This window comes from Blastococcus sp. SYSU D00820, assembly GCF_054050695.1.
On record NZ_JBJGZW010000010.1, the window covers coordinates 100,193 to 118,521 of the forward strand.

An 18,329-nucleotide genomic window follows, 5' to 3' on the forward strand; every position below is an offset into this window, starting at 1 on the left:
CCGTCACGCGGAGCCGAACCGCCGCTGGCGGCTCGCGTACTCCTCGCAGGCCGCCCACAGGTGCCGGCGGTCGAAATCCGGCCACAGCGTGTCCAGGAAGACGAACTCGGCGTAGGCCGACTGCCAGAGCAGGAAGTTGCTTGTCCGGTTCTCCCCGGAGCTGCGGACGAACAGGTCGACGTCGGGCATGTCCGGCTCGTCGAGGAACCGGGCGACGGTCCGCTCGTCGACCTTGTCCGGGTTCAGCCGGCCGGCGGCGACCTCGCGGGCGATCGCCGCGGCGGCGTCGGCGATCTCCGCGCGGCCGCCGTAGTTGACGCACATGGTGAGGGTCAGCACGTCGTTGTCGCGGGTGAGCTCCTCGGCGATCTCGAGCTCCTTGATGACGCTGCGCCACAGCCGCGGACGGCGGCCGGCCCAGCGCACCCGCACCCCGAGGGCGTGCATCTCGTCGCGGCGGCGACGGATGACGTCGCGGTTGAACCCCATGAGGAAGCGGACCTCCTCCGGGCTGCGCCGCCAGTTCTCGGTGGAGAACGCGTAGGCGCTGATCGCCTTGACGCCCAGCTCGATGGCGCCCTCGACGCAGTCGAACAGCGAGGCCTCCCCCGCCTCGTGCCCGGCGGTGCGCGGGAGGCCGCGCTGCTTGGCCCAGCGGCCGTTGCCGTCCATCACGATCGCGACGTGGTGCGGCACCTTGTCCGGCGGGAGGTCCGGCGGGCGGGCGCCCGAGGGGTGCGGGTTCGGGAGCCGCGGCATCAGCGACGTCCCCGTTCGCTGGTGCTCGCGCTGCTGTCCGCTCACGAGCGGTCCACCAGCGCCAGCGACCGCAGCCCGCGCTCGAGGTGCCACTGCAGCAGCGCCGAGACCAGGCCGCTGCCCTCCCGCCGCTGCGCCCCCTCACTGGCCTCGGCGGCGCTCCAGTCGCCGGTGAGCAGGGCGTCGAGCAGCGCGAGGGTGGCGGGGTTGGGCATCGCCGAGCCGGTCGGCCGGCAGTCGGGGCAGACCGAGCCGCCGGCGGGCACCGAGAAGTGGCGGTGCGGGCCCTCCTCGCCGCAGCGGGCGCAGGCGGTCAGCGCCGGCTCCCACCCGGCCACCGACATGGCGCGCAGCAGGAAGGCGTCCAGTACCAGCGCCGGCGGGTGGGTCTGCTCGGCGAGGGAGCGCAGCGCCCCGACGACGAGCAGGAACATCCGCAGCGAGGGCTCCTTCTCCTCGACGGTGAGCCGGTCGGCGGTCTCCAGGACGGCGGTGCCGGCGGTGTAGGCGCGGTAGTCGCCGACGATCGGCTGGCCGTAGGAGCGGATCGACTCGGCCTGGCTGACGATGTCGAGGTTGCGGCCGGTGTAGAGCTGCAGGTCGACGTGGCTGAAGGGCTCCAGCCGGGCGCCGAACTTGCTCTTGGTGCGGCGCACGCCCTTGGCCACCGCGCGGACCTTGCCGGTGCGCCGGGTGAGCACGGTGACGATCCGGTCGGCCTCGCCCAGCTTCTGGGTGCGCAGCACGATGCCCTCGTCGCGGTACAGCGCCCGCGGTGTGGTGCTCACGTCAGTAGCCCAGCCGGTTGAGCTTCTTGGGGTCGTCCTGCCACTCCCCCAGCACCGTGACGTGCAGGTCGAGGTGCACGCGGGCGCCGAGCAGCTGCTCCAGGCCCACCCGCGCCTCGCTGCCGATGGCCTTGATGACCGAGCCCCCCTTGCCCAGCAGCATCGGCTTCTGGCTGGGGCGCTCGCAGTGCAGCAGCGCGTGGACGACCACCAGCTCCCCGCCGGCGTTCTTGGGGTCGGGCCGGCGCTCGAGCTCCTCGACGGTGACCGCCAGGGAGTGCGGCACCTCCTGGAACACCTTCTCCAGGGCCGCCTCGCGGATCAGCTCGGTGATCTGGCGCTCGGTGTCCTCGTCGGTGGTCTGCTCCTCGGGGTACAGCGGCGGGCCCTCGGGCAGCAGCCCGACCAGGAGGTCCTCGAGCAGCTCCACCTGGTCGCCGCGGACGGCGCTGACCGGCACCACCTCGGCGGCCTCGACCAGCTGGCTGGCCGCCACCAGCTGCTCGGCCACCTGCTTCTTGCTCGCCGCGTCGGTCTTGGTGACCACGACGACCACCGGCGCGGTCACCTCGCGCAGCTGCCGGGCGATGAACCGGTCGCCGGTGCCCACCGGCTGGTCGGCCGGCACGCAGAAGACGACGACGTCGACCTCCGACAGCGTGTCGCGGACGACGTCGTTGAGCCGGCGGCCGAGCAGGCTCTTGGGCTTGTGCAGCCCCGGGGTGTCGACCAGCACCAGCTGGCCGCCCGGGCGGTGCACCACCCCGCGGATGGCGTGCCGCGTGGTCTGCGGCCGGTTGCTGACGATGCCCACCTTCTCGCCGACGAGGGCGTTGGTCAGCGTGGTCTTGCCGGCGTTGGGACGGCCGACCAGGCAGGCGAAGCCGCTGCGGTACGGCTGGTCGGGGGGCGTCACGTCGTCCAGTGTCCCATCGGGGTCCGACGGACCGGGCTCACGACGTGGCGCGGACGGCGCCGTCCGGACCGGCCAGGAAGACCGGCGCCGACGGCGTGAGGTCGTGCACCGCGGCCAGCCCGGCCTGCTCCACCGTGTCGGCGGCGGAGACGACGGCGGCGGCCTCCAGCCCCTCGACCCCGCTGGACACCGCGGCGGCGACCGCGGCCTGCAGCGCCGACAGCTCCAGCGACGGCAGGCTCACCGTGGCGGCCAGGTAGGTGCGGCCGTCGGTGTCGCGGACCGCGGCGCCCTCCGCGGCGCCGGTGCGGCCCCGCGCGGAGCGGGCGAGGGTGACGAGCTTGGCGTCCTCGGGCTGCAGATCAGGCACGGGAGATCACCCTTCCACGACGCCGGCCGGCTGCTCGGCGCGGGTGGCGCCGGCGGGGGTCCGCGCGCCGTCGGCGTCGGCGTCCTCGGCGTCCTGGCCGGGCTCGGGCACCCGGCAGACCAGCAGCGTGTCGATCCGGTTGCGCCGCCCGCCGGTGCTCTCGGCGACCAGCCGCAAGCCGGCGACCTCCGTCGCCGAGCCCTCGATGGGCACCATGCCGAGCTCGCGGGCCAGCAGCCCGCCGACGGTCTCGACGTCGTCGTCGCTGGGCAGCTCCACGCCGAACAGCTCGGCGAGGTCCTCCACCGGCAGCCGCGCGGTCACCCGCATCGAGCCGTCGTCGAGCTGCTCGACCTCGGGCCGGGAGAAGGCGTCGTGCTCGTCGGCGATCTCGCCGACGATCTCCTCGAGGATGTCCTCGATGGTGACCAGGCCGGCGAAGCCGCCGTACTCGTCGACGACGATCGCGATGTGGATGCGCTGGGCCTGCATGTCGCGCAGCAGCTGGTCGACCGGCTTGGACTCCGGCACGAACGTCGGGGGGCGCATCAGCTCCTCGACGCGCGGGCCGCGCTGGTCGCCGAGGTTCTGCGAGCGCCGGACGAGGTCCTTGAGGTAGACGACCCCGACGACGTCGTCGACGTTCTCGCCGATCACCGGGATGCGGCTGAACCCGCTGCGCAGCGCCAGGGCCAGCGCCTGGCGGACGGTCTTGGTGCGCTCGATGTAGACGACGTCGGTGCGGGGCACCATGACCTCGCGCGCGATGGTGTCGCCCAGCTCGAACACCGAGTGGATCATGTTGCGCTCGCCGGACTCGACGACGCCGCGCTCCTCGGCCATGTCGACCAGCTCGCGCAGCTCGACCTCGGAGGAGAACGGGCCGTCGCGGAAGCCGCGGCCGGGGGTGATCGCGTTGCCCACCAGGATGAGCAGGGTGGCGACCGGGCCGAGCACCCGGCCCAGCAGCCGGACGACGCCCGCGGTGGCCAGCGCGGTGCCGTAGGCGTGCTGCCGGCCCAGGGTGCGCGGGCCGACGCCGACCAGCACGTAGCTGACGACGGTCATCACGCCGGCGGCGGTGAGCACCGTCTGCCAGCCCCCGCCCCACAGCCGGTACAGCGTGACGGTCACCAGCACCGCGGCGACCATCTCGCAGACGATCCGCAGGAGCAGCAGCAGCGAGACGTGCCGGGCGCGCTCGGCGACCACCTCCTCGAGGGCGGCGGCGCGCTTGGTGCCCTCGCGCCGGAGCTCCTCGACGCGCGCCTTGGACACCCGCTGGAGGGCGGCGTCCATCGCGCCGAAGATGCCGGCGAGCAGCACCAGGCAGACCGCGACCACCCCGGACGTGATCGCGTCGGCGGTCATCGGGGACCGTGCTCCCGGTCCGCGGGTTCCCCGGTCACCGGCTCACGGGGAGCGGAGCGCCAGCCCTCCAGCAGCTTGGACTGCAGGGCGAACATCTCCTTCTCCTCCTCGGGCTCCATGTGGTCGTAGCCGAGGATGTGCAGCACGCCGTGGGTGGCCAGCAGCACCAGCTCGTCGTCCATCGTGTGCCCGGCGGCCCGCGCCTGGCGGACGGCGACGGCCGGGCAGAGCACGACGTCACCCAGCAGCGCCGGCCCCGGGTCGGGGTCGTCGGGGCGGCCGGTGTCGAGCTCGTCCATGGGGAAGGCCAGCACGTCGGTGGGGCCCTTCTCGCCCATCCACCGCTCGTGCAGCGTGCTCATGTACTCGGTGTCCACGCACAGCACCGACAGCTCGGCCATCGGGCTGACGCCGAGCTCGGCGAGGACGAACCGGCAGACGCCGGCGAGCTCGGCCTCGTCGACGGCGATCTCGGACTCGTTGGCGACCTCGACGGGCACCGCGATCAGCTCCCCTGCCGCCGCGGCCGCGGACCGCGGGCCGGCGCCTGGCCGGCCGGGCCGGCGGACCGGGCGACGTTCTGCTGGTGGGCGGCGTCCCACCGCTCGTAGGCGTCGACGATGTCGCCGACCAGGCGGTGCCGGACGACGTCGGAGCTGGTCAGGTTGGCGAAGTGGACGTCCTCGATGCCGTCGAGGATCTCCCGCACCACCCGTAGGCCGCTCTGCTGCCCGCCGGGCAGGTCGACCTGGGTGACGTCGCCGGTGACCACGATCTTCGAGCCGAAGCCGAGCCGGGTCAGGAACATCTTCATCTGCTCGGCGGTGGTGTTCTGGGCCTCGTCGAGGATGACGAACGCGTCGTTGAGCGTCCGGCCGCGCATGTACGCCAGCGGCGCCACCTCGATCGTGCCGGACTGCATCAGCCGCGGGATCGACTCGGGGTCGACCATGTCGTGCAGCGCGTCGTACAGCGGCCGCAGGTAGGGGTCGATCTTCTCCGACAGCGTGCCGGGCAGGTAGCCCAGCCGCTCGCCGGCCTCGACCGCCGGCCGGGTCAGGATGATCCGGTTGACCTGCTTGGTCTGCAGCGCCTGCACCGCCTTGGCCATGGCCAGGTAGGTCTTGCCGGTGCCGGCCGGGCCGATGCCGAAGACGACGGTGTGGGCGTCGATCGCGTCGACGTAGCGCTTCTGGTTCAGCGTCTTGGGCCGGATCGTGCGCCCGCGGCGGCTGATGATGTCGAGGCTGAGCACGTCGGCCGGCCGCTCGGACCCGCCGCTGCGCAGCATGCCGATGACCCGGCGCACCGAGTCGGGGCGCAGCTGCTGGCCGGTGCCGAGCAGGGCGATCAGCTCGTCGAAGACGCGGACGGCGAAGGCGTTGTCGGCCGGCTGCCCGGTGACGGCGATCTCGTTGCCGCGCACGTGCACGTCGGCGGCGAGCTCGCTCTCGACCAGGCGCAGCAGCTCGTCACCGGAGCCGAGCAGCGCCACCATCGAGACGGTGTCGGGGACGGTGATGGTGGTCCGGACCGCGGCCGGTGACCCGCCCGCGGGGGCGGACGGCGCGGCGGCCCCGTCCGCGGCGGCGGCCTGTGCCGAGGCCTCCCGCGATGTGGGGGCTCCCGGCACGGGGACGTTCGGGGAGGTGTCGGGCAAGAACCCTCGACCCTGCCTTCCTGCGACGACGGCGGCGGACCGGTCGAGGATACCCGCGTCGGCGGCCCGGGAACCGGCCTCGCCCCGATCGGGTCAGCGGCCCTCGTAGGAGGCCCGCCCCGGGCCCTCGGCGAGGAAGGAGGCCACCGCCGCGCGCAGGTCCGCGGTGCCGAACAGCGGTCCGGAGACCTGCGGGGTGATCTCGTCGGCGGCCCGCACGCCGGAGCGGGCGGCGGTGGCCACCAGCCGTTTCGTGGCCGCGTGCGCGAGGGTCGGCCCGGCGGCCAGCCGGCGGGCCTGCTCGCGGGCGGCCTCGGCGAAGCCGTCGTCGGGGAGCACCCGGTTCACGACGCCCCACCCCTGGAGGACGGCGGCCGGATAGCGCTCCCCGGTGAGCACGAGCTCCCGGGCCCGGGCCGGGCCGGCCCGCTCGGCCAGCCGCTGCGGCCCGCCCATCGACGGGGTGAGCCCGACGACGATCTCGACCAGCCCGAAGGCGGCCCGCTCGGCGGCCACCAGCAGGTCGCAGGCCAGCGCCAGCTCGAAGGCGGCGGTGAGGGTCAGCCCGTGCGCGGCGAAGACCGTGGGCACCGGGAGCTCCTCGACGGTCTGCACGATCCGGAGCAGCCGGGCCCACAGCGCGGTGCCGCGGGCGACGGCGTCCGGACCCTCGGCGATGTCCCGGAAGTGGGCGACGTCGACGCCGCCGGACACCACCTTCCCCCGCGCCTCGAACAGCACGGCGCGGGCCCGCCCGGGCCGGCCGGGCTCGGTCAGGGCGACCAGGTCGGCCGCGGCGCGCTCGTAGCCGGCGAACACCGACTCGTCGAAGAGGTTCAGCGGCGGGGCGTCGAGGACGACGACGGCGACGTCGCCGTCCCGCTCGATGCGGACGGGGCTGGCGGTCACCCGACCACCCTCCCCGCGGGTCAGCCGGGGGGCCACCCGAGGTGGCGCCCGCCCAGGACGTGCACGTGCAGGTGGTGCACGGTCTGCCCGGCGGCCGGTCCGGAGTTGGTGACCAGGCGGTAGCCGGGCTCGGGCCCGTCCTCGGTGGCCAGCCCCTCCTGGACCGCGACCGCGTGCGCCGCGGCGAACACCTCGGCCAGGAGTGCTGGGTCGGCCCCGACGAGCAGCCCCGCCGTGGCGTGGTGCTCCTTCGGGATGACCAGGACGTGCGTCGGCGCCTGCGGGTTGATGTCACGGAACGCGAGCGTGCGATCACTCTCGTGCACGACATCGGCCGGGATCTCGCCGGCCACCATGCGGCAGAACAGACAGTCCGTCACGAAATACGACCCTACGGGTTATCGCTCGCCCGGCGGAGGTGCCCCAGGATGAGGCGCTGCCCCCACGTCCCCGGAGGTCCCCACCCCGTGTCCGCCCTCTCCCGCCGCGGCTTCCTGGCCGGTGCCGGCGTGGCGATCGCCGCCGCGGCCACCGGCTGCGCCCGCGTCTCCCCCGCGACCGCCGACGACGGGCCCCAGGGTGTGCTCCGCATCGGGGCGGTGCCCGACCAGGACCCCGACACCCTGCACCGGGTGTACGGCGCGCTGGCGGCCTCGATGTCCGAGGCGCTCCGGCTGCAGGTGTCCTACACCCCGGTCACCGACAACGGCGCCGCGGTCGCCGCGTTCGTCGACGGGGCCCTCGACCTGGTCTGGTTCACCGGCCTCACCGGGGTGCAGGCCCGGGTGCTCGCGCCCGGCGCGCAGCCGGTGGCCTCGCGCGACGTCGACGCCGACGTGCACTCGGTGTTCGTGGTCAACACCTCGACCGGGCTCGCCCCCTCCGACGACCTGCGGCCGCTGGCCGGGCTCCGGTTCACCTACGGCGACGAGGCCTCGACCTCCGGGCGGCTCATGCCCGCGGCGTTCCTGGACGAGCAGGGGGTCGACCCCGAGGGCTTCCCCGGCGGGCCCGGGTTCGCCGGCTCGCACGAGGGCGCGCTCGACGCGGTCGCCTCCGGGGCGTACGAGGCCGGCGTCCTCAACGAGCGGATCTGGCTGGCGCGGCAGGAGTCGGGCGGGATCGACCCGGCCGTCGTCCAGTACTCCCGGACCCCGGGCTTCTCCGACCACCACTGGCTGCTCGGCCCGCAGGTGCCCGCCCGGCTCGGCACCCGGATCGCCGCGCGCCTCACGGAGTACTTCACCGGGCTGTCGCCCGACGACGCCGCGGACGCCGAGGTGCTCCAGCTGCTCGGCGCGGGCGGCTACCTGCCCCTCACGCCGGCCGCGCACGACCCGATCGAGCAGATCGCCCGCCGGCTCGGCCTGGTCAGCTGACCGGCCCGCCCCGGCTCAGCGCCAGCGGGTGCGCAGCGACAGCGCGGCCAGCGCGGCGGCGCCGGCGGTGGAGGTGCGCAGCACCTCCGGGCCCAGCCGCACCGGGCGGGCGCCGGCGGCACGGAAGGCCAGCACCTCGCCGTCGGTGAGCCCGCCCTCGGGCCCCACGACGACGGCGATCGTGCCGGACGACGGGATCTCCACCTCGGCCAGCCGGTCGCGGCCCTGCTCGTGCAGGACCAGGGCCAGGTCGACCTCGGCGAGCTCGCCGCAGACCTCGCGGGTGGTCATGAGGTCCTCGACCTCGGGCAGCCGGGGACGGCGGGACTGCTTGCTGGCCGCGCGCGCGGCGGCCCGCCACTTGGCCACGCCCTTGGCGACCCGGTCGTCGCGCCAGCGGGTGACGCAGCGCGAGGCGGCCCACGGGATGATCCGGTCGACGCCCAGCTCGGTGGCGAGCTCCACGGCCAGCGGGCCGCGGTCGCCCTTGGGCAGCGCCTGCACGAGCACCAGCGACGGCTGCGCGGGCGGCACCTCGTAGCGGGCGCTGACCCGGACCCGCAGGCCGTCGTCGCCGGCCCCGCTGACCTCCCCCTCGGCGAGGGCGCCCCGCCCGTCGCCGATCCGGACCCGCTCGCCGACGACCAGCCGCAGCACGTCGACGGCGTGCCGGCCCTCGGCCCCGTCGACCAGCAGGTCGTCGCCGGCGGGCAGCTCGTCGAGCAGGAACAGGGGCGCCCCGTCCAGTTCGGGCAGAGCGGCGTCGGTGCTCATGTCCGTCACTTGAACACGTCCCGCACGCGGGAGAACAGACCCCCCTGCCCTTCCGAGGTGGACCCCGGACGGTCCTCCCCGCGCAGCACCGCGAGCTCGCGCAGCAGCTTCTCCTGCTCGGCGTCCAGCCGGGTGGGGGTCTCGACCTCCACGTGCACGACCAGGTTGCCGCGGCCGGTGGCGCGCAGCCGCGGGGCGCCCTTGCCGCGCAGCGTGAGCACGCTGCCGGACTGGGTGCCGGGGCGGATGTCGACGTCCTCCTCGCCGTCCAGCGTCTCCAGCGACAGCGTGGTGCCCAGCGCGGCGGCGGTCATGGGCAGGGTGACCCGGCAGTGGAGGTCCTCCCCGTCGCGGGTGAAGACCGGGTGCGGGCGCTCGGCGATCTCGACGTAGAGGTCGCCGGCCGGACCGCCGCCGGGGCCGACCTCGCCGTGCCCGGTCAGCCGGATCCGCATGCCGTCCTCGACGCCGGCGGGCACCTTGACGGTGATGTTCCGCCGCGCGCGGACCCGGCCGTCGCCGCCGCACTTCGGGCACGGCTCGGGTATCACCTGCCCGGTGCCGGCACAGGTCGGGCAGACGCGGCTGGAGACGACCTGGCCGAGGAACGACCGCTGCACGCTCTGCACCTCGCCGCGGCCGGCGCAGGTGGTGCAGGTGGTCGGGTGGGTGCCCGGCGCGGTGCCGGCCCCGGTGCACGCGTCGCAGAGGACGGCGGTGTCGACGGTGATCTCCTCGGTGGTGCCGAAGACCGTCTGATCGAGGTCGAGGTCGATGCGGATCAGCGCGTCGGCACCGGCGCGGGTGCGGCTGCGCGGCCCGCGGGTGCTCGCCCCGCCGCCGAAGAAGGCGTCCATGATGTCGCCGAGGCCGCCGAAGCCGGCGCCACCGAAGGGGTTGCCGCCACCCCCGCCGCCCCCGGTGTCGAACGGGTCGCCGCCGAGGTCGACGATGCGGCGCTTGTCCGGGTCGGTCAGCGCCTGGTACGCGCGGCTGACCTCCTGGAACCGCTCCTTGGCCTCCGGGTCCGGGTTGACGTCGGGGTGGAGGTCCCGCGCCAGCCGGCGGTAGGCCTTCTTGATCTCGGTGTCGGACGCGCCGCGGGACAGGCCCAGCACGCCGTAGTAGTCGGTTGCCATCGAGAAGTCTCAGCCCTCAGCTCTCGGCCAGGATCTGGCCGACGTAGCGGGCCACGGCACGGACCGCGGCCATGTTCCCTGCGTAGTCCATGCGGGTGGGCCCGACGATGCCCAGTCCACCCAGCGCGCGGTCGGCCGAGCCGTAGCCCACCGAGACCACCGACGCGCCGGACAGCGCCTCGTGCGCGTTCTCCTCGCCGATGCGGACCAGCACCGCACCGCCGGTGTCGACCTCGCTGATCAGCCGCAGGACGACGACCTGCTCCTCGAGCGCCTCGAGCAGCGGCCGCACCGTGCCCTGCAGGTCGACCGCGGCGCGTGCGAGGTTCGCCGTCCCGCCGACGACGAGGCGGTCCTCCCCCGGCTCCACGAGGGTCTCCACCAGCGCCGCGCTCACCGCGGCGACCAGCCCGCGCAGGTGCGGCGGGGCGGTCTCCACCAGCTCGGGCACCTTGCCGCCGGCGTCGGCGAGCTTGGCGCCGGCGAAGGCGGAGTTCAGCAGGGCGCGCAGGTCGGCGACGTCGTCCCGCTCCACGTCGACCGGGCACTCGACGATCCGCTGCTCGACCCGGCCGGTGTCGGTGATCAGCACCAGCAGCAGGCGGGAGCCGGCGACCTGGACCACCTCGAGGTGGCGGACGGCGCTGCGCGACAGCGTCGGGTACTGGACGACGGCGACCTGGCGGGTCAACTGGGCCAGCAGCCGGACGGTGCGGCCGAGGACGTCGTGCAGGTCGACCGCGCCGTCGAGGAACGCCTCGATCGCGCGGCGCTCGGCCGCCGACAGCGGCTTGACCGCCGACAGCCGGTCGACGAACAGCCGGTAGCCCTTGTCGGTCGGCACCCGGCCGGCGCTGGTGTGCGGCTGGGTGATGTAGCCCTGCTCCTCGAGCACGGCCATGTCGTTCCGGATGGTGGCCGGCGAGACCCCGAGGTCGTGCCGCTCGGCCAGGGCCTTGCTGCCCACCGGGTCGTTGGTCGAGACGTAGTCCTGGACGATGGCCCGCAGGACCTGCAGGCGGCGTTCGTCGTGCGCCACGGTGACACCTCCCCGTACCGGTCGACGTGCCGTGCGACACCGCGGATCCCCCCGGCGCACCCGTCGCGGGTCTGGCACTCGCACGGACAGAGTGCCAACCCAGCATACGACCCGGCGGCCCCCGCGTCGCGTGGCTCGCGCGACCGCGGAGGGCGGGACGGGGCGGCGGCGGAGGCCGCGCCCGGCGACTAGGGTGGCGTGCGGTCGGCACGGTGCGGGGCAGCAGGACGGAGGTCGGTTCCCTGATCTTCAAAGCGGTACGAGACGGCCGTCCCTATCCCGACCACGGTCTGTCCACCAAGGACTGGGCGATGATCCCGCCCCGGCAGATCCGGCTGGACACCCTCGTCACGACCAAGCGGGAACTGGCGCTGGACGCCCTGCTCGCCGACGACTCCACCTTCTACGGCGACCTGTTCCCGCACGCGGTCCAGTGGCACGGCGAGCTCTACCTCGAGGACGGGCTGCACCGGGCGCTGCGTGCGGCGCTGCAGCAGCGCAACGTCATCCACGTCCGGGTGCTCGACCTCGACGCGCTGATGCCGGCCGAGCCGGCGCCGCGGGGCTGACGCCCGCCTCCCTCCGCCGGCCGGTCAGCGGCCGAGGAAGTCGATGACGGCCGCCTCGAAGGCGGCCTTGCGCTCGACCTGCGCCCAGTGGCCGCAGTCGGAGAAGACCAGCAGGTCGGCCCTGGGCATGCGACGGGTGCCGAAGAACGCGCCGTCCAACGGCAGCATCCGGTCGTCCCGACCCCAGGTGACCAGCGTCGGGTGGGGGATCTCCTCCAGCCGCGTCCACAGCGGCGGCTCGGGGCTGGGGTTGCCGAGGGAGCGCATGACGTCGCGCATCCGCTCGATCGCGCCGGGGGCCATCGCCATCTCCAGGCGCTGCTCGATCAGCTGGTCGGTGATCATGCTGCGGTCGGCGACCATGCAGTCGACCCAGGCGTACATGGCCTCCCGCGAGGGCTTGGCCATGAACTCCGACAGCCGGCGGGCGCCCTCCGAGCGGCCCGCGGTGAACACCGGGGCGTAGAGCCCGCCCGGCCCCATGAGCGCCAGCCGGTCGACGCGCTCCGGCGCCTTCAGGGCCGCGGTCAGCGCGACGTAGCCCCCCATCGAGTTGCCGAGCAGGTGGGCGCGCTCGATGCCGAGGTCGTCGAGGAAGCGCAGCACCGCCTCGGCGGCGTGCTCGGGATAGGGGCGGGTCCACTCCTGCGCCGGGCTGGCGCCGAAGCCGGGCATGTCCACGACGTGGGTGCGGAAGTGCCGGGCGAACACCGGCAGGTTCTCCGAGAAGTTCGACCAGCCGCTCACGCCGGGCCCCGAGCCGTGCAGCAGGACCAGGTCCGGCCCCTCCCCGGCGACGTGGTGGTGCAGACCGTCGGTGGCCGACGGCGGCTGGGCGGTGGACTCGTAGGTCAGGGCCATGTGCGGACGATGCACCCGCGACGCGGCGTGCCGGGAGGCGTCCTCCCGCTCAGCGGTGAGCCCGGCCCCCGTGCAGGGGCCCGCCGCGAGCCTGCGAGCGGTGGGGGGCACGGGCGGCCCCCGTGCAGGGGCCCGCCGCGAGCCTGCGAGCGGTGGGGGGCACGGGCGGCCCCCGTGCAGGGGCCCGCCGCGAGCCTGCGAGCGGTGGGGGGCACGGGGGTCCTCTTACAGCCAGCCCTTCTCCTCCGCCACGCGCGCCGCCTCCACCCGGGTGCGCGCCCCGGTCTTGCCGATCGCCGACGACAGGTAGTTGCGCACCGTGCCCTCGGACAGGAACAGCCGTCGGGAGATGTCGGCGACGGTCGCGCCGTCGGCGGCCTCGCGCAGCACGTCGGCCTCGCGGGTCGACAGCGGCGTGGCCCCGATGGCGAGCGCGGCGGCGGCCAGGTCGCGGTCGATGACCCGCTCGCCGGCCACCACGGCGCGGATGGAGCGGGCGAGCTCGGCGACGGGGGCGTCCTTGACCAGGAAGCCGGCGGCGCCGACCTCCATGGCGCGGCGGAGGAAGCCGGGCCGGCCGAAGGTGGTGAGGACGACGGCGCGGCAGCCGGGCACCTCGCGGGCCAGCGCCCGGGCGGCCTCGATGCCGTCGCAGCCGGGCATCTCGATGTCCAGCAGGGCGACGTCCGGGGCGTGCTCGCGGGCGGCGTCGACGACGAGGTCGCCCCGGCCCACCTCGGCGACGACCGTGATGTCGTCCTCGAGGTCCAGCAGCGCCCGCAGCGCGCCGCGGACCATCGTCTGGTCCTCGGCGATCAGCACCCGGATCACCGGTGCGCCACCTCCTCCTGCCGGACGGCCGCCTCGGCCACCGGCACCCGGGCGGTCAGGGCGAACCCGCCGCCGGGTGCGGGGCCGCTGTCCAGGTGCCCGCCGAGGGCGGCCAGCCGTTCCTCCAGCCCGGCGAGGCCGGCCCCGGGCGGGCCGGCGGGGCCGCGGCCGTCGTCGGTGACGGCGAGCGTGACCGCGCCGTCGGGCTCGCGGGCCACGGCGACGGCGACCTCGCGCGCGCCGCTGTGCCGCAGCACGTTCGTCGTGGCCTCGCGGACCACCCAGCCGAGCACGGCGTCGACGGTGCCGGGCAGGGTGGGCAGGACGGGGGGCACGCGCAGCGTGATGCCGGCGGCGGTGAGGGCGGCCCGGGCCTCGGCGATCGCCGCCGCGCAGCTGACCTGGCGGTAGCCGCTCACCGCGTCGCGCACCTCGGCCAGCGCGCGCCGGGCGGCGGCCTCGACGTCGGCCATCTCCTGCCGGGCCCGGTCCGGGTCCCGTCCGGCCAGCCGGCCGGCGAGCTCGCTCTTGAGCGCGATCAGCGACAGGCTGTGGCCGAGCAGGTCGTGCAGGTCGCGGGCGAAGCGCAGCCGCTCCTCGGCGACCGCGTTGCGGGCCAGCTCCTCGCGGGCCTCGAGCAGCTCGGCGTTCACCGTCATCAGCGCCCGGGTGCCCTGCAGCGCGAACGCGGTGAGCAGGCACATGACCGGCAGGATGAACAGCTGGTCGAGCGCGCCGTCGGCCGCGACGACGGCGGCGCAGACCGCGGTCGCCCCGAGCACGGCCGGCCACACCCACCGCCGCGGCAGCGCTCCGGCCGAGGCGGCCGACAGGTAGATCATCAGGCCGGCCCACGAGGGCCCGAGCGTCCCCGCCAGGGCGACGCCGAGGACGGCGACCACCGCCAGCTCCCGCCACGCGGAGCCGGGCCGCCGCTCGAACAGCCGACTGAACACGACCAGGTAGGCGACGGTGAAGGCGGCCAGCCCCAGCCCCGCGGCGATCCGGGCGGCCACCGGCCGCTCGGTGCTGATCAGGTCGACGATCGGGAAGAACTGGAACAGCAGCCAGGGCAGCGCCCACCCGATGCGCCGGCCGGCGTTCCGGATGTCCACGCCGGGCACGCTAGCCCGGTCAGCCCGCGACGGCGGCCAGGGGACGCCGCCGCGCCACGGCCAGCGCGGCCGCCGCGAAGAGGGCGGCGAAGCCGGCCAGCACGAGCACCGCCGTCGCCGAGGGGGCGCTCCCCGCGGCGACGTCCCGGCCGAGCTCGGCGTACCAGTACGAGGGCAGCGCGCGGGCGACGTCGGCCAGCCCCTGCGGGAACAGCTCGACCGGCACCCAGAGCCCGCCGAGCGCGGCGAGCACGACCCCGGTGATGCCCATGGCCCCGCCGGCCGCCTTCTCCTCCAGCGCCAGGCCCAGCAGCAGCCCGAGCGCGACGAACACCGCCGAGCCGGCCCACAGCACGCCGACCAGCGCGAGCCAGGTGGTCGCCGGCAGCGCGACGCCGTTGACGAACCGGCCCACCAGCGCGACGACCACGAGCGAGGGCAGCGTGAGCAGGACGCCGACCAGCACGTCGACGACGACCACCGAGGTCTGCGGCACCGGCGTGACGCGCAGCTGGCGCAGCCAGCCGGAGGCGCGGTCGAAGGAGATCCGGATGGTCGCGCCCAGGGCCGCGCCGATGGCGCCATAGGCCATCATCGAAACCATCGTGGCCGCGGCGTACTCGCCGGCCGCGCTGCCCGCCGTGGCGCCGAAGACCTTGGTGAAGAAGACCGTGAAGAGCGCCGGCAGCGCCACGGTGAAGAAGAGGAACTGCCGGTTGCGGCCCACCCGGCGCAGCTGGAAGAGGAACAGGGCGCTCATCGGTCGGCTCCGATCCGACGGCCGGCGCGGGCGCCGGCGGTGAGGGTGAGGACGGCCTCCTCGAGGCTGGCGCCGCGGACCTCGAGGTCGGGCAGCCGGCGACCGCCGGCGAGCAGCGCGGCCAGCGTGGCCTCGACGTCGCCGGTGTGCAGGCCGACGGTGTCGCCCTGCCGGCTGGTGCCCGTGACGCCGGGGAGGCTCCCGAGGTCGTCGCCGGGGGCGGCGGTGAAGCTGACGGTGCGCTCGGCGGCGCCGGCCTTGACCTGGGCGGCGGTGCCGTCGGCGACGACCCGCCCGCCGGCGACCACCACCACCCGGTCGGCGACCGCGTCGGCCTCGGCGAGGTGGTGGGTGGCGAAGACGACGGTGGTGCCGCGCTCGGCGAGCCCGCGCATCGTCGTCCAGAAGGCGCGGCGGCCCTCGACGTCCATGGCCGAGGTCGGCTCGTCCAGCAGGAGCAGCGGCGGCCGGCCGGCCAGGGCGAGGGCGAGCAGCACCCGCTGCCGCTGGCCGCCGGAGAGCTGCTCGACCGGGCGGGACAGCAGCCCGTCGATGCCGGTGGTGAGCACGAGGTCGTCCAGCGGCCAGGACCGCGGGAAGCTGCGGCGGACCAGGTCGAGCACCTCGCCGACCCGCGCCTCGCCGGGCAGGCCGCCGTGCTGGAGCATCGCGCCGACGTCGCCGGCGCGGATCGCGGCGGCCGGGGTCCGGCCGAGGACCCGCACGGTGCCGGCGGTGGGCCGGACCAGCCCGAGCACGGCGTTGACGGTGGTCGACTTGCCGGCGCCGTTGGGGCCGAGCAGGGCCACGGTCTGGCCCTGCGGGATGGTCAGGTCCAGGCCGGAGACGGCGGTGGTGGCGCCGTAGCGGACGGTGAGTCCGGAGAGGGAGAGGGCGTCGTCGGGCACGGAGGAACCCTCCCGCCGGGGCCGGTGCGCGCAGTAGTGCGGGACGTCGCCGGTCGGCCGTGACAACTGTCAGGCGGAGTGCAGCAGCGCAGGTTTCCTGCGCTGCTGCACTCCGCCTAGTCGGTGAGCTCGCGGACCAGGGCGTCGGCGAGCAGCCGCCCGCGGTCGGTGAGGACGGCGCGGCCGGCGGCGTGCGCGGCCGGCTCCAGCAGCCCCCGGGCGACGGCGTCGGCGGCGCGCAGCCGGCCCGCGCCGGACAGCAGCTCCAGCGGGAGGCCGTCGCGCAGCCGGAGGCCGAGCATCACCGTCTCCAGCGCGCGGTCCTCGGCCGACAGCAGCTCGGACTCCTGCGCCGGGCTCTGCCCCGCGGCCAACCGGGCGGCGTAGGCGGCGGGGTGCTTGACGTTCCACCAGCGCAGCCCGCCGACGTGGCTGTGCGCGCCGGGGCCGACGCCCCACCAGTTGGCGTTGGCCCAGTACAGCTCGTTGTGCCGGCAGCGGGCGGCCTCGCCGCGGGACCAGTTGGACACCTCGTACCAGTCGAGGCCGGCTCCGCGCAGGGTCGCGTCGGCCTGCTCGTAGCGGTCGGCCAGGACGTCGTCGTCGGGCATCGGCAGCTCGCCGCGGGCGATGCGGCGGGCCAGCCGGGTGCCCTCCTCGACGATCAGCGCGTAGGCCGAGACGTGGTCGACCGGCGCGGCGAGGACGGCGTCCAGGGAGGCGGCCCAGTCGGCGTCGGTCTCCCCCGGCGTGCCGTAGATGAGGTCGAGGTTGACGTGCTCGAACCCGGCCGCCCGCGCCTCGTGCGCCGCGGCGACCGCGCGGCCCGGGGTGTGCCGCCGGTCGAGGACGGCGAGCACGTGCTCGGCGGCGGACTGCATGCCGAGGCTGACGCGGGTGAACCCGGCCTCGCGCAGCCGCGCCAGCGACGCCGGGCCGACCGTCTCGGGATTGGCCTCGGTGGTGACCTCCACGTCGGGCGCGACCGGGAACAGCTCGCGGACGGCGCCGAGCACGGCGGCGAGGTCGTCGGCCGGCAGCAGCGTGGGCGTGCCGCCACCGACGAAGACGGTGGAGACGGTGGGCAGCTCGGGCCCCAGGACGTCGGCGGCGCGGCGCAGCTCGGCGATCGCGGTGCCGGCGTACTCGCTGCGGTTGGCCCCGGGGCCCAGCTCGTCGGAGGTGTAGGTGTTGAAGTCGCAGTAGCCGCACCGGGTCGCGCAGAACGGCACGTGCACGTAGAGCCCGAACGGCGTGCGGGCCAGCCCCTCCCGCGCGGAGTCGGGCAGTGCGGCGGGATCGGGAGCGTCCGGGGCGGGCACCCCGGGCAGCAGCGGGAGGACGGCGTTCATCTGCTCCCAGTGTGCCGCGTCCCGGGCCGCGACCGGCAGGATGCGGCTGTGACCGACGACGCTGTGCTCCGGGTCGAGACCGCGCGCGGGGTGGCCCGGCTGGTGCTGGACTCCCCCGCCAACCGCAACGCGCTGTCCCGCGCGATGCGCGCGCAGCTGCGCGAGGCCCTCGACGCGGCGCTGGCCGACGATGCCGTGCGCGTGGTCGTGCTCGACCACACCGGCCGGGTGTTCTGCTCGGGGATGGACCTCTCCGAGACCGCCGGCCGCGGTGCCGAGGACCAGGGCATCCGCGAGTTCCCCGATCTGCTCACCAGCATCTGGTCCGCGCCCAAGCCGGTGGTCGCGGTGGTGCGCGGGCCGGCGCGGGCGGGCGGCGTGGGCCTGCTCGCCGCCTGCGACGTGGTGGTCGCCGGCGCGGCGGCGACGTTCGCGTTCAGCGAGGTGCGCCTGGGCATCGTGCCCGCGGTGATCTCGGCCGTGGTGCTGCCGCGGATGCTGCCGCACGTGGCGCACCGGCTGATGCTCACCGGCGAGGTGTTCGGCGCCGAGCTCGCCGCGTCCTCCGGGCTGGTCGACCTGGCGGTGCCCGACGACGAGGTGGACGCCGCCGTCGAGGCCCAGCTCGGCGCGCTGGCGCTCGGGGCGCCGGCGGCACTGGCCGAGACCAAGCGGCTGCTGCGCGCCGGCGGGCTGCGCGGCTCCTTCGACGAGCTGCAGGAGCTGTCGGCGCGCTTCTTCGCCAGCGAGGAGGGCCAGGAGGGCATGGCCGCGTTCCGCGAGAAGCGGCCGGCGCGCTGGGTGCCGGAGGGCCGCTGACCGCAGGCGG

The 18,329-nt window shown here is 75.4% G+C and carries 21 protein-coding genes; 3 read left to right on the top strand and 18 right to left on the bottom strand.

Annotated elements, in window-relative coordinates; all coding sequences use genetic code 11:
• Positions 1-3: 3 nt before the first annotated feature.
• The 9 genes from ACI79R_RS12690 to ACI79R_RS12730 all read right to left on the bottom strand — a co-directional run bounded on the left by ACI79R_RS12690 (position 4) and on the right by ACI79R_RS12730 (position 7,153).
• Positions 4-804, bottom strand: a complete 801-nt coding sequence (locus ACI79R_RS12690) for an isoprenyl transferase (protein ID WP_456573985.1) — start codon at positions 802-804, stop codon at positions 4-6.
• Positions 801-1,547, bottom strand: a complete 747-nt coding sequence (gene recO, locus ACI79R_RS12695; protein WP_456573986.1) for a DNA repair protein RecO — start codon at positions 1,545-1,547, stop codon at positions 801-803. The genes ACI79R_RS12690 and recO overlap by 4 nt, the downstream gene beginning before the upstream one ends.
• A gap of 1 nt (position 1,548) precedes the next feature.
• Entirely contained in the window at positions 1,549-2,463 is a 915-nt protein-coding gene (gene era, locus ACI79R_RS12700) for a GTPase Era (RefSeq protein WP_456573987.1), read from the bottom strand.
• 37 nt (positions 2,464-2,500) lie between these two features.
• The gene (locus ACI79R_RS12705; RefSeq protein WP_456573988.1) at positions 2,501-2,833 is read right to left on the bottom strand and encodes a cytidine deaminase; all 333 of its coding nucleotides are present in this window, start codon (positions 2,831-2,833) and stop codon (positions 2,501-2,503) included.
• A 6-nt stretch (positions 2,834-2,839) separates the two neighbouring features.
• Positions 2,840-4,204, bottom strand: coding sequence for a hemolysin family protein (locus ACI79R_RS12710; RefSeq protein ID WP_456573989.1), 1,365 nt, complete (start codon positions 4,202-4,204; stop codon positions 2,840-2,842).
• Complete coding sequence (gene ybeY / locus ACI79R_RS12715) at positions 4,201-4,704, bottom strand: rRNA maturation RNase YbeY (protein ID WP_456573990.1); 504 nt, start codon at positions 4,702-4,704, stop codon at positions 4,201-4,203. The genes ACI79R_RS12710 and ybeY overlap by 4 nt, the downstream gene beginning before the upstream one ends.
• Before the next feature lie 5 nt (positions 4,705-4,709).
• Positions 4,710-5,837, bottom strand: coding sequence for a PhoH family protein (locus ACI79R_RS12720; RefSeq protein ID WP_456573991.1), 1,128 nt, complete (start codon positions 5,835-5,837; stop codon positions 4,710-4,712).
• Between the two features lie 120 nt (positions 5,838-5,957).
• Positions 5,958-6,773, bottom strand: a complete 816-nt coding sequence (locus ACI79R_RS12725) for an enoyl-CoA hydratase/isomerase family protein (protein WP_456573992.1) — start codon at positions 6,771-6,773, stop codon at positions 5,958-5,960.
• Between the two features lie 20 nt (positions 6,774-6,793).
• Entirely contained in the window at positions 6,794-7,153 is a 360-nt protein-coding gene (locus tag ACI79R_RS12730; protein ID WP_456573993.1) for a histidine triad nucleotide-binding protein, read from the bottom strand.
• Positions 7,154-7,240: 87 nt separating this feature from the next.
• Here ACI79R_RS12730 and ACI79R_RS12735 point away from each other — a divergent pair, with 87 nt between their 5' ends.
• A complete protein-coding gene (locus tag ACI79R_RS12735; RefSeq protein WP_456573994.1) occupies positions 7,241-8,152 on the top strand; it encodes a PhnD/SsuA/transferrin family substrate-binding protein in 912 nt (303 codons plus the stop codon).
• A gap of 15 nt (positions 8,153-8,167) precedes the next feature.
• On the opposite strand, the gene ACI79R_RS12740 is transcribed toward ACI79R_RS12735, so the two are convergent.
• From ACI79R_RS12740 to hrcA, 3 genes are read right to left on the bottom strand one after another with little or no spacing between them, the layout of a single operon-like run.
• Positions 8,168-8,926, bottom strand: a complete 759-nt coding sequence (locus ACI79R_RS12740) for a 16S rRNA (uracil(1498)-N(3))-methyltransferase (protein WP_456573995.1) — start codon at positions 8,924-8,926, stop codon at positions 8,168-8,170.
• A gap of 5 nt (positions 8,927-8,931) precedes the next feature.
• Positions 8,932-10,065 (bottom strand): molecular chaperone DnaJ, encoded by a 1,134-nt coding sequence (dnaJ, locus tag ACI79R_RS12745; protein WP_456573996.1) that lies wholly within the window; start codon positions 10,063-10,065, stop codon positions 8,932-8,934.
• 16 nt (positions 10,066-10,081) lie between these two features.
• On the bottom strand, positions 10,082-11,104 hold the full coding sequence (gene hrcA, locus ACI79R_RS12750; protein WP_456573997.1) for a heat-inducible transcriptional repressor HrcA: 1,023 nt from the start codon (positions 11,102-11,104) through the stop codon (positions 10,082-10,084).
• 212 nt (positions 11,105-11,316) lie between these two features.
• Between hrcA and ACI79R_RS12755 the strand changes: the two genes are divergently transcribed.
• The gene (locus ACI79R_RS12755; protein WP_456573998.1) at positions 11,317-11,673 is read left to right on the top strand and encodes a type II toxin-antitoxin system VapB family antitoxin; all 357 of its coding nucleotides are present in this window, start codon (positions 11,317-11,319) and stop codon (positions 11,671-11,673) included.
• Positions 11,674-11,697: 24 nt separating this feature from the next.
• Here ACI79R_RS12755 and ACI79R_RS12760 read toward each other — a convergent pair whose 3' ends face one another.
• The 6 genes from ACI79R_RS12760 to hemW form a co-directional block, all read right to left on the bottom strand.
• Complete coding sequence (locus ACI79R_RS12760) at positions 11,698-12,534, bottom strand: alpha/beta fold hydrolase (RefSeq protein WP_456573999.1); 837 nt, start codon at positions 12,532-12,534, stop codon at positions 11,698-11,700.
• A gap of 225 nt (positions 12,535-12,759) precedes the next feature.
• Entirely contained in the window at positions 12,760-13,365 is a 606-nt protein-coding gene (locus ACI79R_RS12765) for a response regulator transcription factor (RefSeq protein ID WP_456574000.1), read from the bottom strand.
• Entirely contained in the window at positions 13,362-14,480 is a 1,119-nt protein-coding gene (locus ACI79R_RS12770; protein ID WP_456574001.1) for a sensor histidine kinase, read from the bottom strand. The genes ACI79R_RS12765 and ACI79R_RS12770 overlap by 4 nt, the downstream gene beginning before the upstream one ends.
• Before the next feature lie 19 nt (positions 14,481-14,499).
• Positions 14,500-15,240, bottom strand: a complete 741-nt coding sequence (locus tag ACI79R_RS12775; RefSeq protein WP_456574002.1) for an ABC transporter permease — start codon at positions 15,238-15,240, stop codon at positions 14,500-14,502.
• Complete coding sequence (locus tag ACI79R_RS12780) at positions 15,237-16,148, bottom strand: ABC transporter ATP-binding protein (RefSeq protein ID WP_456574003.1); 912 nt, start codon at positions 16,146-16,148, stop codon at positions 15,237-15,239. The genes ACI79R_RS12775 and ACI79R_RS12780 overlap by 4 nt, the downstream gene beginning before the upstream one ends.
• Positions 16,149-16,264: 116 nt before the next feature.
• Entirely contained in the window at positions 16,265-17,500 is a 1,236-nt protein-coding gene (gene hemW, locus ACI79R_RS12785) for a radical SAM family heme chaperone HemW (RefSeq protein WP_456574004.1), read from the bottom strand.
• Positions 17,501-17,548: 48 nt separating this feature from the next.
• On the opposite strand from hemW, the gene ACI79R_RS12790 reads away from it, so the two are divergent.
• Positions 17,549-18,319, top strand: coding sequence for an enoyl-CoA hydratase-related protein (locus tag ACI79R_RS12790; RefSeq protein WP_456574005.1), 771 nt, complete (start codon positions 17,549-17,551; stop codon positions 18,317-18,319).
• The last annotated feature ends 10 nt before the right edge of the window (positions 18,320-18,329 follow it).

Bases quoted from the DNA above. Each gene is read 5' to 3' on its own strand.
- dnaJ (WP_456573996.1), bottom strand. From the start codon at position 10,065: ATGGCAACCGACTACTACGGCGTGCTGGGCCTGTCCCGCGGCGCGTCC.
- ACI79R_RS12740 (WP_456573995.1), bottom strand. From the start codon at position 8,926: ATGAGCACCGACGCCGCTCTGCCCGAACTGGACGGGGCGCCCCTGTTC.
- ACI79R_RS12775 (WP_456574002.1), bottom strand. From the start codon at position 15,240: ATGAGCGCCCTGTTCCTCTTCCAGCTGCGCCGGGTGGGCCGCAACCGG.
- hemW (WP_456574004.1), bottom strand. From the start codon at position 17,500: ATGAACGCCGTCCTCCCGCTGCTGCCCGGGGTGCCCGCCCCGGACGCT.
- ACI79R_RS12710 (WP_456573989.1), bottom strand. From the start codon at position 4,204: ATGACCGCCGACGCGATCACGTCCGGGGTGGTCGCGGTCTGCCTGGTG.
- ACI79R_RS12760 (WP_456573999.1), bottom strand. From the start codon at position 12,534: ATGGCCCTGACCTACGAGTCCACCGCCCAGCCGCCGTCGGCCACCGAC.